Below are 14283 nucleotides of genomic sequence, written 5' to 3' on the forward strand. Positions count from 1 at the left end.
GTCATGATTTGAGTATTATATTTATAGCAGCCGCTATAGCAGCCGCAATAACAAGGAAAACGGTGTGGATAAGTTCAGTGAAAGTATCTATCAAAAATTGACCAATGACGATGAAGCCCGAGCTTGTAAGGCCATCGACGACAAAGCTTGTAAAGAGGTGCCTGGCAACTATGTTCTAATTTTACTAAGTCAACTTTTTAGCAAGTTAGCGGATGCACTACTCAACCCAAAAATAACACTGCCATGGCTGATGCAATCCCTCGGAGCACCCGCTTTTATGATTTCAGCGTTAGTGCCGATTAGAGAATCAGGTTCACTTATCCCTCAACTGTTCATTGGACAATGGGTAAGACAACATGCAAAACGCAAATTGCTATGGTCACTCGGTGCACTGATACAGTCGGGTTGCGTTATTTTAATGGCAGCCTTGGCATGGCAACAAACTGAAAACTTACTGTATGCTTGGCTTGTACTTGGTCTATTGGTGGTTTTTAGTGTTGCAAGAAGCCTAAGTTCAGTATCTTCAAAAGATGTGTTAGGGAAGACGATCCCAAAACAAAAACGCGGGCAATTAAGTGGTCAAGCCGCATCCATTAGTGGACTTGTCACCGTCACTTTTGGCGTTGGCTTATTTTACGCTGCAACCGAGTTTGGCAACATTAACTTTGTCCTCACTTTGCTGCTTGCAGCCGTTTTTTGGATTATTGGCGCATTTATTTTTGCGCAAATTAACGAGTATGCAGGTGCGACAGACGGTGGTGAAAATGGCCTACACAAGATCAAACAAGAGCTGACACTACTGAAAACAGACCGTATGCTCAGAAATTTTATATTTGCGCGGGGATTATTATTAAGCTCTGCACTTATACCTCCTTACTTCACTGTGTTGGCGCAACAAAATATCAGTAATGCAGTCTGGGTGTTAGCAATTTTGTTAGGTGTTTCAGGAGTTGCAAGCCTAACCAGTGGTGCCTTTTGGGGGCGTCTTGCAGATAAGTCGAGCAAACAAGTCATGATACTCGGTGCAATACTCACCGTTGTCGTAACGCTAACAGTACTCATCGCCTCTGTACTCTACCCTAGCGTTTTAACACAAGTATGGTTTATTCCAATTTGCTACTTTGTAATTGCAATTGCTCACCAAGGCGTCAGGGTTGGCCGAAAAACATATGTTGTAGACATGGCCGACGGCAATAAACGGACTAGTTATGTTACGTTGAGCAATACGATGATCGGTATCATATTATTATTAACAAGCCTACTTGGGATTATCGCTTCAGTATTCTCAATTAATGCGTTACTTGGTTTATACATAGTTATTACGCTCTTGGGTATTGGAATGACAAGCCGCTTACCAAATGTCACTGAACGGTAAAACCTGTTACTTCAACGACAAATAGTGTCTAATTTTATCTATTTAAGGTAAAAACGGCGCAGTTTTAGTTATCTGAGGATAAAAATATGTCATTGACTACGCGCCTTTCTGCTCTAGCGCTAGCAGTTGCCAGCCTAGCTTCAGCAAATGCTGCTGACTTTAAGTTTAACTCAACACTTTCAGACGCTGATGCTCTGGTTATTTTTCAAGCAGGTGAAAATCAAAGTAACTTAAAGTTTTTAGACAAAGATACTCGCAAGCAATTACAGCGTGCAATTGCTGCTGAAGATTTCAAAGGTGCTTATGGCAAAACGGTAGAGGTACTAGCTCCCGTAGACTCTGATTATAAACGCATCTTCATCGTTGGTTTGGGTGAATCTGAGCAACTTGATGCAAGTAAGTTGACCAAGCTTGGCGGTAACTTGCATGCTAAGTTTGAAGCTAAAAAGCTTGAAAATGTTGCAATCGCTTTTGATGAGGTGAACGGCAAACTCTCTAATGCTGAACTAGCTGCACAGTTTGCGCACGGTGCAAACTTACGTGACCATACTTTTGAAGTTTATAAAAAAGAACCAAATACCTTCAACGTCAGCTATCACTTAGATGTTGCAGATAAAAAAGCTGCTCAATCGCATTATCAAAAGCTTGCACACATTCAACAAGGCGTATTTTTAGCGCGTGATTTGACGTCTGAAGTTGCCACTGAAATGACTCCTGTTGACTTTGCAAATGCGGCAAAAGAGCTTGAGCAATACGGTGTTGAAGTAAAAATTCTTGCACCTGAGGCGCTAAAAGAGCTGGGCATGGGCGCACTTGAAGGTGTCGGTCGAGGCAGTGAGCACGGTTCACGTTTGGTAGTTGCGCATTACAAAGGAAACAACGAAACGCCGATTGCCCTTGTGGGTAAAGGGATCACCTTCGACTCTGGTGGTTACAGCATCAAAACGGGGGCCTCTATAGCACGCATGAAGTCAGATATGGCGGGTGCTGCAGCGGTACTTGGCACCGTAAAAGCAATGGCACTTAGCAAAGCAGATGTTAACGTTGTAGCCGTAATGGGTATGGCTGCTAACATGGTTTCTCAGTATGCAATCGCACCTGGAGATGTACTTCGCACCGCTGAAGGGATCAGTGTAGAAGTCGTAAACACTGACGCTGAAGGCCGATTAGTGCTGTCTGATGCGATGTGGTACGCACGTAAATTCTATAGTCCGGAGATCATGGTTGATGTTGCAACACTAACAGGCTCAAAGATCCGTGCAGTAGGCAATGATTACTCTGCGATATTCTCTGAGGATGATGCGTTAATCACTCAATTCACTAATGCTGGTAAAGTAGTTAACGAGAACGTATGGCGCTTACCGCTTGGCTACAAAGAAAAACTAAAGTCTGACATTGCAGACTTCCAAAACGTGGGCTCTGGTGGCCCAGGTGCCACAACTGCTGCTACTTTCTTACAGCAATTTGCTGGTGATACTAGATGGGTTCACCTTGATATTGCTGGAAACGCATTATCAAGCTCAGCTAAAGATGAAATCCCAACCGGTGGTACTGGATATGGCGTTCGTCTTTTAAGCCAATGGTTACTTAATAATAAATAGCCTTACTTCTAGTTAAGCTAAAGTAAAGCCGCGAATATCGCGGCTTTACTATTTACCCTAATTTACTAATAATTAAAGCTTTTTTAGAAAAGTTGTATCTCTAACCGCGTAGAGTTCACTGCCAATAGGCTAGCTATTGGCAAATAAGTTTGCCTTATATTAGTCTGGCTAAAGCGGCATTACGCCTTTTGCGCTTTGGTATCCTAGCTAATTCACTCACTTCTCACCCCAAGTTCAGGTTATTCATCGAAAAGTACTCAGTAAACGTAATCGCTTCGTTTAAATTACAAGGTGTGTTATAAGAAACATAATTTTTACTAAAGTAATACTTTGTTTTCCATGACCAATCTCAGCTGTTATCTATTGGGGGAGCGCGCGATTGTAATTGATGTGGCTTGCCACATAGCGACGCAACCAAAGCTTAATCAAAAGCTTTTTGCATTAAAAAAATGGCTAGATAGTAGCGATGCCTTTATTGATGTCGTTCCCGCGATGTCTTCAATTACGGCATATCTAATCAACCCAGAAAAAATAAAGCAATGGCAACAAGTAATCGTAGAAAAATGGAATGACCTTGAGATGGATTCGTTCGAGTCCAAGCTGCACCATATCTCCGTGAATTATGGGGGTGAATTTGGTCAAGACTTTGACGATGTAGCAAACCGATTAGCACTGACGCATGAACAACTTATTCGCCTCCACACCAGTGTCGATTATCAAGTGCAATTTATGGGGTTTTTACCCGGATTTGCTTATCTTTCGGGCCTGCCAGCTCAACTCCACCTTCCCAGAAAATCAACCCCTATAACTCATGTTCCCAAAGGTAGCATTGCAATTGCAGACAGTTACACTGCTGTATATCCTTGTGGCTCACCTGGCGGGTGGCATCTGTTGGGGCAAACAGACTCAACATTATTTGACGCAGAGTCAGAATCAGTGTGTTTGTTGCAGCCTGGTGATACAGTGCGTTTTGTGGAGAAGTCATGTTAGAAGTTATTAAACCAGGGCCACTGTCGAGTGTACAAGATCTTGGTAGGCGTGGAATGCGCCACCTCGGCGTTAGTCAAGCTGGCGTATTAGACCCTCTAGCACTACGTCTTGCTAACGCTTTACTAGCAAATCATGAAAATACAGCGGCCATTGAGATCACAATAGGGTTATGTGAATTTATATTTCACGCTCCGGCTAATTTTGTTATTGCTGGCGCAGATCTTAATGCTTGCTTGAATGATACAGATATATATCCATGTTGGCGCTACAGCGCCAAGGCTGGCGATAGACTAAGCTTTAAGCAAAGTAGAGATGGCGTACGTGCTTACCTGCTGGTTGAAGGTGGGTTTCTTAATATTGACCAGCAGCTTGGCAGCTACTCCACCGATCTCATGGCAGGCTTTGGTGGGCTGCATGGTCGAGCATTAAAGGTGGGTGATAAATTGTATTATCAACAAGCGCAGGCAAAGCCCGCTCTTGGTGCATTGCAACCGAGCTATGAAAAGCTCATTCATTTTACTCCTGGCCCCCATGCACAACTAGTCTCACCTCACGTCTTTGATATATTGAACCAAACCATCTGGAAAGTGCATCCAAACAGTAATCGTATGGGTATCAGGCTCAGCAGTCACAAGGCACTAACACATAATCACAGCATTGCGACACAAGCTGTTCACCCAGGCGTCATTCAGCTTCCTCCAAGTGGTGAGCCTATAATTTTAATGAATGATTGCCAGACTACAGGTGGTTATCCAATTATTGGTGTGATCACAGAAGCAGATATGCGCCATCTCAGCCAACTGAGTGCCGGTGATTGTCTGCATCTAAAATCAACGTCTACAACTCATGCTGCCAAGCAGCGACATAGAGTAAAATCACACCTTAATCAGCTAAAGTTAGCACTCAACAAAAAAGAATAATAATATGAATGAGATTAACTTTCTTCCCCTTTCTGGTATTGCAGTCATTGTTCTTGGCTTTGCAATGCGTTTTAACCCTCTGTTGGTTGTCACTGCCGCTGGTTTAGTGACCGGATTTGCCGTTGGTATTGATTTTATCGCCTTAATAGCCACATTTGGTGAAAAGTTTATGAACTCTCGTCAACTGGCAAGCTTCCTACTTATTTTACCCGTCATTGCTATTCTTGAGCGCTATGGGCTTCAGCAACGCGCTAAAACTTGGGTAGCCAGTATCAAAGGTGCCACGACTTCGCGGATCTTAAGTATCTATTTTGTTGTACGTGAATGTGCAGCAGCACTTGGACTGATTAATTTAGCTGGTCAAGCACAAACCGTACGCCCTCTACTTGCGCCTATGGCAGTAGGTGCAGCAGCAAACCAGTATGGTGACTTACCACAAGCCGTTAAGGATATGATAGGTGCCCATGCTGCAGCCTGTGATAATATTGCCGTATTCTTCGGCGAGGATATTTTTATCGCCTTTGGCGCCGTATTGCTAATGGACGCGTTTTTAAAAGAAAATGGTATCGCCGGAATAGAGCCATTACATATTGGTCTTTGGGCAATTCCCACTGCGATTGCCGCGTTAATGGTTCACTTATTTCGCCTTGCGCGATTTGAGGCAAAAATTCGTACCGAAATCGCCCGTTGCCAGCAGCAAACTGAGCAAGCCAGTGCTTCTGACGATAGCACCACTATGTTTGAGGAGGGCTCGTTATGAAGCCTGTAGAGCAAGCGCCAGAGCCTCTAGCACTCCTATCTATTAACAATATTTATTTACTCATCGGTTTTATCGTCATGTTTTTGGTGATAAAAACCCTACAAGATAGCGCCCACCCAAAGCGTTTAAGCACTGCGCTGTTTTGGTTTCTTTTTGGCTCTGTTTTTATGTTTGGCGATGTTTCTATCACTTTAATTGGTGAACAGATCACCTATTTATGGGTTGGTGTGAGCGTGATTGTTATTGCCCTGTTAGCGGGAATGAATATGGTCTCAATGGGCACCTACGACGTACCTGATGAGCAGATCAAGGCGCTAGATGCCAAACGCTTTGGCAACAAATTATTCATCCCAGCTGTAATTATTCCAATTGTTACTGTGATCTGCACCATTATTCTTGATGATCTTCACTTAGGTACGCTGTACTTTTTTGACCAAAGTCATGTGACACTGTCTGCGTTAACACTGGCTTGTACTGTAGCATTATTGATAAGTTGGAAAATTACTAAGGGCAGTCCTTTGCAAGCGCTGTCTGAATCTCGCCGTTTAGTCGACTCCATAGGCTGGGCTGCTATTCTGCCGCAAATGCTTGCTATGCTTGGCGGTGTCTTTATTGTTGCAAATACAGGCACGGCAATTCAAGATTTAGTTACACTGTTTATCTCCCCTGATAACCGGTTTATGCTGGTTGCCCTGTATTGCGTGGGTATGGCGTTATTCACTATGATAATGGGAAATGCGTTCGCGGCATTTCCTGTGATGACAGCAGGCGTTGCCTTACCTTTTTTAATTCAAGGCCACGGAGCAGCCCCTGCGCCTTTGGTTGCAATTGGCATGTACTCAGGGTATTGCGGTACACTCATGACCCCTATGGCTGCTAACTTTAATATCGTGCCAGCGGCACTGCTAGATTTAAAAGATAAATACCAAGTCATTAAAGTGCAAATACCCACTGCTATAACTTTATTGATAATTAATATTTTCCTGATGTATGGAGTGGTTTTTTAATGTCCAGTTACAGTAAGCCGTGTGTCCTCGTCACCGGATTCACCCCTTTTGACGGTGAGTCAATCAATCCTTCATGGCAATTAGCACAGCAACTTGAGGGGGAAACCCTTGAAGGGCACATAATACACACAAAAGAACTCCCTTGTGAGTTCGATACCAGTATTGCCTCATTAACCAAAGCGATTGATAAGTATCATCCAAGTGTCGTGATTTGCTTGGGGCAAGCTGGTGGTCGCTGTGATATTTCTATCGAACGCATCGCTATAAATATTAATGATGCAAGGATCGCTGATAACGCAGGTAATCAGCCCATAGACACCCCTGTTGTTGCACACGGTCCAGATGCTTATTTTACAACACTGCCTATTAAAAGCATGCTTAAGAGCGCAATACAGGCGGGCGTTCCTACAAGTATTTCTCACACTGCCGGAACATACGTGTGCAATCATGTTATGTATGGATTATTGCATTACTTAAGCACGCACGATTTGGCTTGTCGAGGAGGCTTTGTCCATATCCCTTATTTACCATCTCAAGCTGCGCACCACAGTGGTGCACCTAGTATGGAAATCGACACTCTCGTTAAAGGAATAAAAATACTTATAACTAGCGCTATCACACAGAAGCAAGATATAAAGCTTGTTGCAGGCACAACACACTAACCCCCTCTCCCCTAAATGGTGCAATATTGCACCATTTTAAATCACAAAAAATTCACATATTCCCTATTTCATTGTGTGACTTATCAATTTATTTTTGATAGAACAGAGAAAGCCCAATGTGATTTTTCAGCATTGGTAATAATAATTTGTTATTAAAATCAACACATCAATAGGAATGAGGAATTATGTGTTCAATTTTTGGCGTACTTGATATCAAGACCGACCCCTTAGCGCTGCGCGAACAAGCGATTGAGATGTCCAAGAAGCTTCGACACCGCGGTCCTGACTGGTCTGGTGTTTATTCAAGTAAAAAAGCAATATTGGTGCACGAGCGCTTAGCAATTGTTGGAGTATCTAGTGGCGCACAGCCATTATTTAACCCTGAAAAAACCAATATTTTAGCGGTCAATGGTGAAATTTATAACCATAAAGAACTCGCAGCATCACTCACTGTGCCATTTGAATTTCAAACAGAGTCCGATTGTGAAGTCATCTTGGCACTATACAAACAAAAGGGGCCTGAGTTTTTAGACGACCTAAATGGGATTTTTGCGTTTTGTCTTTACGATGAGACCAAAGATGCTTTTTTAATCGGTCGCGACCACATTGGTATTATTCCACTGTACACTGGAAGAGATCAAAGTGGAAACCTCTATGTTGCAAGTGAAATGAAGGCACTCACACCAATTTGTACACAAATCGAAGAGTTTCCTCCCGGACATTACTGGTATTCTAAAGAAGGGGGAGCTAGACCTTATTATCAGCGCGACTGGCAAGATTTTAAAGCAGTTAAAAGCAACGATGCTAGCCCTGAAGCGGTTAAAAATGGATTAGAGGCAGCTGTTAAACGTCAGCTTATGTGTGATGTTCCATATGGTGTGCTGCTATCAGGTGGTCTTGACTCTTCTGTCATCTCAGCAATTACACAACAGTTTGCGGCAAAGCGTATTGAAGACGATGGCGCTTCTGATGCGTGGTGGCCAAAACTCCATTCTTTCTCTATTGGTTTAGCCGGCTCACCCGATCTGGCCGCGGCACAAAAGGTAGCCGATAAAATCGGCACGATACACCACCCTATTCACTTTACTGTACAACAAGGGATCGATGCCCTTAAAGAAGTGGTCTATCATCTTGAAACGTATGATGTGACCACAATTCGGGCTTCTACACCTATGTATCTAATGGCTCGCTATATCAAAGCTATGGGTATTAAAATGGTGCTGTCAGGCGAAGGTGCTGATGAGCTATTTGGTGGTTATTTATATTTCCATAAAGCGCCAAACGCTGAGGAGTTCCACAACGAACTCAACCGTAAAGTTTCTAAACTCCACATGTTTGACTGTTTACGTGCAAACAAATCAATGGCCGCTTGGGGCGTAGAAGCACGAGTGCCATTCTTAGATAAAGAGTTTATCGATATTGCAATGCGTACGAACCCTGACTATAAAATGTGTAAAGATGGGCGGATCGAGAAGCATATTATTCGTGAAGCCTTCGACGGCTACTTGCCAAATGAGGTGCTTTGGCGTCAAAAAGAGCAATTCTCTGATGGTGTAGGATACAGTTGGATAGATTCGCTTAAAGACTATGTCGCTCAACAGGTAAGTGATTCTGATCTGGAAAACGCGCATTACCGTTACCCAATTAATACTCCTGACAGCAAAGAAGCTTACTATTATCGTACTATTTTTGAATCACATTTTCCTGGAGAGGCTGCGGCCAAATGCGTGCCACATGGCAAATCAGTTGCATGCTCAACCCCTGAAGCCCTCGCTTGGGATTCGTCATTTCAACATAATGCAGACCCTTCTGGTCGCGCAGCAAGCTCGCACAATGACGCGTACAAGCAACAGTAACAGAGTAATAAACTGGTAAATAAAAAGGGACGAGCGTCCCTTTTTATTTATGTAGACTGTAATGTGATATAACTAAAAGCTAATCAAATAAAACGCTTAATAATAAAGTCTACCTTCACCCGCTTCGCTTGCCCTAATAACTTTTTAACGGGCGCTGGGTAGTCTGCTATCGTTTCTAGATCCTCATGACCATTGAGACGTCGACAATGTTGCAGAACTGCTTGCTTTTCTAGCTCGATTTGAGGAAGAATTGCCTGCTCAGGGTCTTCAATTAAAATACCGTTTTCAATATCTAGCCCCCATGCCCGCGGGTTGAGGTTATGGCCACTCATTAAATGCGTATTGCCATCTCTGCTTACACCTTTTAGGTGGAATGAATTCTTTCCGTCTTGCCAGAGGTAAACATCAAGCAAGCCTGAATTGATATAACGACGCTGCGATTTTACGAACTTATACAAAATCGTCTCGTATAAATATGGCAATGCGGCAATACGGTTAAATGGCTGATCAGGGCTAATGTAAAAATCATTTGCAGTCTTGTCACCCACAACAATCGTTACCTTTTTACCTGTTTTTAACAAACGTCTTAATGAGCGCAGTAAAGGCGCAGGAAAGTTAAAATATGGTGTGTACAGCACCAACTCTTGCTCTGTGGTGTCAAATAACGCTTTGATTAAACGGTTTAGTTTATTTGTTCTGCGGCCAAAACCCAAAAAAGGCCTCACAGTTAACCCGCTCCAACTTGTTGCTTTAGAAACATCGTAACTGGCTTTTTTAAGCTGCTTCATCAATTGCTTTTGCTCAGTTCGAATATCAAGCAGCGTCGGTAGAGGTCTAATATCCAATCTTGGTACCGCATCCGAGGCAATCAGTACTTTATCCGTAAAATCACAAAAGCTATCAGCCAACTCAGGATGTTGAATTAAGAAGTAACGATCAAGTCGATATTTATCGTCTTGATGCAAGTAAACATTGTTCAAACTTGCACCGCTATACAAAACGGTATCATCTAAAACAAAGCCTTTAAGGTGCAACACACCAAATAGCTCTTTTGCTTTTACAGGCACACCATACACTTCAACTTGCGTGCCTAACTGCGCTTTCAAATCGCAATATAGTTTGGCATTGCCTTCTGACTTTTCAGCTCCGATTAGACCACGCTGGGCTCGATGAAAATCAACCAAAACTTTTACATCTAAAGCTGGATTTTGTTGTGCGGCCTGATGCAACGCATGTAGCACTTCCCGGCCCGCTTCATCATCCTGAAGATAGAGTGCAGTTATGTAGATGCGCGTCTTTGCCTGTGAAATTAATTTTAAGAGTGTCTGATGATATTGTTTAGCATCAGTTAGCACCTCACAATCTTGCGCACTTAGCCCAAAGCCTGGGGTATTTTGCCAAAATGCCATATGTACCTTTTCAATTAGACTATCAACTCGTGATAGCAAAACAAAATTCTCTAAAACATATCAAAAAAACCTCCAGAGGTCATGAAATAGAGATGTTTTTTGTTTGCTTTAGTTAAATCTGTCTACTCAATAGACGATTTAAAAACAACACAGTACAAATTTTTTGACAAGTTGCCAATTTCTTTCAAATCTGTTTGCTGTTTTTTATTTACTTCGCTATTGAATTACATAGAATCGAACAAACTTCTGCTTTATAGCAATTTTTAGAATATATAGTTAGGAAAATTACATGAGCGACGCAAAACACTGCAAACTGTTGATTTTAGGTTCAGGCCCTGCAGGCTATACAGCGGCAGTTTATGCTGCACGAGCTAATTTAAACCCAGTGCTAATTACTGGTATGCAGCAAGGTGGTCAGCTGACAACCACAACCGAAGTTGAAAACTGGCCTGGTGATGCACACGGCTTGACGGGTCCTGCGTTAATGGATCGTATGAAAGAGCATGCGGAGCGTTTCGAAACTGAGATCATTTTCGACCATATCAATAAGGTTGATGTCACAAAGCGTCCGTTCACGCTAACAGGAGACCAAGGTACGTACACCTGTGATGCGCTTATTATCGCGACTGGCGCATCAGCTAAGTACTTAGGACTTGAATCAGAAACCGCATTCCAAGGTCGTGGTGTATCAGCTTGTGCTACCTGCGACGGTTTCTTCTACAGAGGCCAAAAAGTGGCAGTGGTAGGTGGTGGTAACACTGCAGTTGAAGAGGCGCTTTACCTTTCAAATATCGCGGAAGAAGTACATGTTATTCACCGTCGCGACTCATTTCGCAGTGAGAAGATTCTTGCCGATCGCCTAATGGATAAAGCAGCGAACGGTAATGTTGTGCTTCACCTAAATCGTACACTAGATGAAGTATTAGGTGATGAAATGGGTGTAACAGGTATCCGCATTAAGGATACTGATTCTGATGCAACTGAGCAGCTTGACCTTGCAGGCGTGTTTATTGCTATCGGTCATAAACCAAACACAGATATGTTTGAAGGCCAGTTAGAAATGAAAGATGGCTACTTGGTGGTTCAGTCTGGTCTAAATGGTAATGCAACTCAAACTAGTATTGAGGGAGTATTTGCTGCCGGTGACGTTTCTGACCACATCTATCGCCAAGCTATTACCTCTGCAGGCACAGGTTGTATGGCAGCGTTAGACGCAGAGCGCTTTCTTGATAGCCAAAAGTAGTCTTTTCTGTTCGTAAAAAAGTAGGGGTCTGTGTTCACGGTCCCCTGTTATCCTCATCTTAATTAGCCGAAGCTCAGATTAATTTGCTATATTGTCGTAAATAACAAATTCGTAGTTTGCTTGATGGTCCAACAGCTATTTCACCTGTCTAAAAATGACTTCAGATTTCCACCCAATCATTACGCTTTATTAGAACCTGACGGACTGTTAGCAGTTGGTGGGTGTCTACGCGTTGAGCGATTAAAACAAGCCTATGCGAATGGCGTATTTCCTTGGTTTAACGAGGGAGAACCTATTATGTGGTGGACGCCAAGTGAGCGTGGTATTCTCGAGCTTGACGAGTTTCATTGTGGTAAAACATTAAAGAAAGCCCAGCGAAAATTGAAGCCGACCGTTACAGTCAATACCGCCTTTAATCAAGTGATAGAAGCGTGCCGTGATCAAAGAATGGCTGCTGAAGGTACTTGGATCACCAATGCCATGCTATCTGCGTATCAACAAGCCCACATTCAAGGGATCGCACACAGCGTTGAAGTCTGGCATGAGGAAAAGCTAGTCGGTGGTTTATACGGGATCATGCAGTCTGGTGTTTTTTGTGGTGAATCTATGTTTCATACCGTTCCCAACACATCAAAAATGGCGATGTGGGCACTGGTTAATTGGCTAAAGGCGCATAAGGCTTCATTTATTGATTGCCAATTAGAAAACCCTTATCTGACAAGTTTAGGGTTAAAAGTTATACCAAGGCCTGAGTTTTTGACTAGACTTAAATTGGCGGGACAATTTCAGGTCCCATCATCTATGTGGCAGCCTCAGGAGCTGAAAGCTATCTATGAATGAACACTTTCCCTCTAAAATTGGACTAAGCCAACAATTTAGTTGTAGTTATTTACCTGAACAGAAGGAACAGTTACTGGTTATTCTCGACCCAAATTGTTACAGCCCAGATAGGTTTGAACAGTTACTTGCGTTGGGATTTCGTCGCAGTGGCGATCAAATTTATCGACCTCACTGCCCTTCATGCTCCGCTTGTCAGTCTGTTAGAGTGTTAACTGCGAAGTTTACAGCCAGTAAGTCTCAACGCCGTAAACGTAAAAAGCTTAACCAAGACTATCAGATTGTTATAAGTCACCAAGAGCGCCCCGAATACTACCCACTATATGAAAAGTACATTACACTGAGGCATAGTGACGGCTCAATGTATCCTCCTAATCATTTACAATACGAGAGTTTTTTGTTTTGCAGGTGGATGAATATTGTTTTCGTTGAGCTATGGCATCACGATAAACTTATCGCTGTTGCAGTCACTGACTCAATGCCTAATTCGTTATCGGCCATTTACACGTTTTTCGACCCTGATTATGAATCACTAAGTATTGGATCGATTATGATTATGGCTCAAATTGAACAGGCGGCAAAACAGGGGAAGCCCTATCTGTATTTGGGTTACCAAATTGATGAGTGTAAAAAAATGCGTTATAAAACACAGTTTTTGCCTGCTCAAAAACTCGTGAAAGATATTTGGTTAGATATTGAACCTTAATACCTTACTATGTATTGCAATACATTTAAGCCTGCTGTTCAACGTATCATAGCCAAAAAACGTAAGCCAAAGCGTAAAGAGTCTAGTATTCACTCGTTACTAGTCGAAATAGTTGTGGTAGAATCCACACCTTATCGCTACCACTCATCCATATTGTTGCTTTGTGTAGTAGCATCCAAGCAGAAAATTGAAGTGTACTGGCTTAAAACAAGAACAAATTAACAAAAAATTGTCTTGTAACTTTACTTATTCCCCGCTTTTGGGCAAAATCTGCATCGTTTAATTTAACCAAGAGGTGATACGCTACACATGGCGAAAGAAGACGTAATTGAAATGCAAGGCACCGTCCTTGATACGCTACCAAACACAATGTTCCGTGTTGAACTAGAAAATGGTCACGTGGTTGTTGCACATATTTCTGGAAAAATGCGCAAAAACTACATCCGTATTTTAACAGGTGACAAAGTTACTGTTGAAATGACGCCTTACGACCTAACAAAAGGACGTATTGTCTTCCGTGCTCGTTAATCTGCGTGTGTAGATTTGTACTAAGCTGAAGCCGTAAACTCGCTGATACCCAAGAAACTTCAAATTCTGTTGATGTTATTTAGGTATAGCCAAGTTCATTCATATCATTAGTACACACGAACGACTTGCATTGAGCTTATCTGATGATGACATCGTAAATTAAGCTCGATGGTAACAAAAAGCCCAGTTTTTCTGGGTTTTTTGTCGTCTGAAGCGCCTACTCCCATTGTAACTTCCCAATCAAAAGCAGCATCATGGTCTTCCGTGCTCGTTAATCTGCGTGTGTAGATTTGTACTAAGCTGAAGCCGTAAACTCGCTGATACCCAAGAAACTTCAAATTCTGTTGATGTTATTTAGGTATAGCCAAGTTCATTCATATCATTAGTAC

13 protein-coding genes are annotated in these 14283 nt (G+C 42.6%); 12 read left to right on the forward strand and 1 reads right to left on the reverse strand.

Annotated features, from left to right (window positions below):
* Positions 1–64: 64 nt before the first annotated feature.
* The 8 genes from EAG18_RS05835 to asnB all read left to right on the forward strand — a co-directional run bounded on the left by EAG18_RS05835 (position 65) and on the right by asnB (position 9171).
* The gene (locus tag EAG18_RS05835) at positions 65–1375 is read left to right on the forward strand and encodes an MFS transporter (RefSeq protein ID WP_125251459.1); all 1311 of its coding nucleotides are present in this window, start codon (positions 65–67) and stop codon (positions 1373–1375) included.
* 86 nt (positions 1376–1461) lie between these two features.
* Entirely contained in the window at positions 1462–2976 is a 1515-nt protein-coding gene (locus EAG18_RS05840; protein ID WP_125251460.1) for a leucyl aminopeptidase, read from the forward strand.
* Between the two features lie 339 nt (positions 2977–3315).
* On the forward strand, positions 3316–3966 hold the full coding sequence (gene pxpB, locus EAG18_RS05845) for a 5-oxoprolinase subunit PxpB (RefSeq protein WP_125251461.1): 651 nt from the start codon (positions 3316–3318) through the stop codon (positions 3964–3966).
* Positions 3960–4886: a biotin-dependent carboxyltransferase family protein gene (locus EAG18_RS05850; protein WP_125251462.1), complete on the forward strand. Its 927-nt coding sequence runs from the start codon at positions 3960–3962 to the stop codon at positions 4884–4886. The genes pxpB and EAG18_RS05850 overlap by 7 nt, the downstream gene beginning before the upstream one ends.
* 4 nt (positions 4887–4890) lie before the next feature.
* Positions 4891–5646: a DUF969 domain-containing protein gene (locus tag EAG18_RS05855; RefSeq protein ID WP_125251463.1), complete on the forward strand. Its 756-nt coding sequence runs from the start codon at positions 4891–4893 to the stop codon at positions 5644–5646.
* Entirely contained in the window at positions 5643–6653 is a 1011-nt protein-coding gene (locus tag EAG18_RS05860) for a DUF979 domain-containing protein (protein ID WP_125251464.1), read from the forward strand. Before EAG18_RS05855 ends, EAG18_RS05860 begins: the two co-directional genes overlap by 4 nt.
* Positions 6653–7315 (forward strand): pyroglutamyl-peptidase I, encoded by a 663-nt coding sequence (gene pcp, locus EAG18_RS05865; protein ID WP_125251465.1) that lies wholly within the window; start codon positions 6653–6655, stop codon positions 7313–7315. Before EAG18_RS05860 ends, pcp begins: the two co-directional genes overlap by 1 nt.
* A 185-nt stretch (positions 7316–7500) precedes the next feature.
* Positions 7501–9171 carry an asparagine synthase B gene (gene asnB / locus EAG18_RS05870; RefSeq protein ID WP_125251466.1) on the forward strand — a complete coding sequence of 557 codons (1671 nt, stop codon included), beginning with the start codon at positions 7501–7503 and terminating at the stop codon, positions 9169–9171.
* A gap of 83 nt (positions 9172–9254) precedes the next feature.
* Here the strand turns inward: asnB and pssA are convergent, their stop codons facing one another.
* The gene (gene pssA, locus EAG18_RS05875) at positions 9255–10580 is read right to left on the reverse strand and encodes a CDP-diacylglycerol--serine O-phosphatidyltransferase (protein ID WP_125251467.1); all 1326 of its coding nucleotides are present in this window, start codon (positions 10578–10580) and stop codon (positions 9255–9257) included.
* A gap of 289 nt (positions 10581–10869) precedes the next feature.
* Here pssA and trxB point away from each other — a divergent pair, with 289 nt between their 5' ends.
* From trxB to infA, 4 genes are all read left to right on the forward strand, one after another.
* Positions 10870–11823, forward strand: a complete 954-nt coding sequence (trxB, locus tag EAG18_RS05880; protein ID WP_125251468.1) for a thioredoxin-disulfide reductase — start codon at positions 10870–10872, stop codon at positions 11821–11823.
* 123 nt (positions 11824–11946) lie between these two features.
* Entirely contained in the window at positions 11947–12663 is a 717-nt protein-coding gene (aat, locus tag EAG18_RS05885) for a leucyl/phenylalanyl-tRNA--protein transferase (RefSeq protein WP_125251469.1), read from the forward strand.
* Entirely contained in the window at positions 12656–13366 is a 711-nt protein-coding gene (locus EAG18_RS05890) for an arginyltransferase (protein ID WP_125251470.1), read from the forward strand. The genes aat and EAG18_RS05890 overlap by 8 nt, the downstream gene beginning before the upstream one ends.
* A 309-nt stretch (positions 13367–13675) precedes the next feature.
* Positions 13676–13894, forward strand: coding sequence for a translation initiation factor IF-1 (infA, locus tag EAG18_RS05895; RefSeq protein ID WP_058029687.1), 219 nt, complete (start codon positions 13676–13678; stop codon positions 13892–13894).
* Positions 13895–14283: the final 389 nt, after the last annotated feature.

The sequence above is a fragment of the Pseudoalteromonas sp. J010 genome, assembly GCF_003934235.1.
Lineage (GTDB): Bacteria > Pseudomonadota > Gammaproteobacteria > Enterobacterales > Alteromonadaceae > Pseudoalteromonas > Pseudoalteromonas peptidolytica.

What these genes read in the sequence shown, in the direction of transcription:
- pxpB (WP_125251461.1), top strand. Translation starts at nt 3,316, where the DNA reads ATGACCAATCTCAGCTGTTATCTATTGGGGGAGCGCGCGATTGTAATT.
- EAG18_RS05860 (WP_125251464.1), top strand. Translation starts at nt 5,643, where the DNA reads ATGAAGCCTGTAGAGCAAGCGCCAGAGCCTCTAGCACTCCTATCTATT.
- asnB (WP_125251466.1), top strand. Translation starts at nt 7,501, where the DNA reads ATGTGTTCAATTTTTGGCGTACTTGATATCAAGACCGACCCCTTAGCG.
- pssA (WP_125251467.1), bottom strand. Translation starts at nt 10,580, where the DNA reads ATGGCATTTTGGCAAAATACCCCAGGCTTTGGGCTAAGTGCGCAAGAT.
- EAG18_RS05850 (WP_125251462.1), top strand. Translation starts at nt 3,960, where the DNA reads ATGTTAGAAGTTATTAAACCAGGGCCACTGTCGAGTGTACAAGATCTT.
- trxB (WP_125251468.1), top strand. Translation starts at nt 10,870, where the DNA reads ATGAGCGACGCAAAACACTGCAAACTGTTGATTTTAGGTTCAGGCCCT.
- pcp (WP_125251465.1), top strand. Translation starts at nt 6,653, where the DNA reads ATGTCCAGTTACAGTAAGCCGTGTGTCCTCGTCACCGGATTCACCCCT.
- EAG18_RS05890 (WP_125251470.1), top strand. Translation starts at nt 12,656, where the DNA reads ATGAATGAACACTTTCCCTCTAAAATTGGACTAAGCCAACAATTTAGT.
- EAG18_RS05855 (WP_125251463.1), top strand. Translation starts at nt 4,891, where the DNA reads ATGAATGAGATTAACTTTCTTCCCCTTTCTGGTATTGCAGTCATTGTT.
- infA (WP_058029687.1), top strand. Translation starts at nt 13,676, where the DNA reads ATGGCGAAAGAAGACGTAATTGAAATGCAAGGCACCGTCCTTGATACG.
- EAG18_RS05840 (WP_125251460.1), top strand. Translation starts at nt 1,462, where the DNA reads ATGTCATTGACTACGCGCCTTTCTGCTCTAGCGCTAGCAGTTGCCAGC.
- aat (WP_125251469.1), top strand. Translation starts at nt 11,947, where the DNA reads ATGGTCCAACAGCTATTTCACCTGTCTAAAAATGACTTCAGATTTCCA.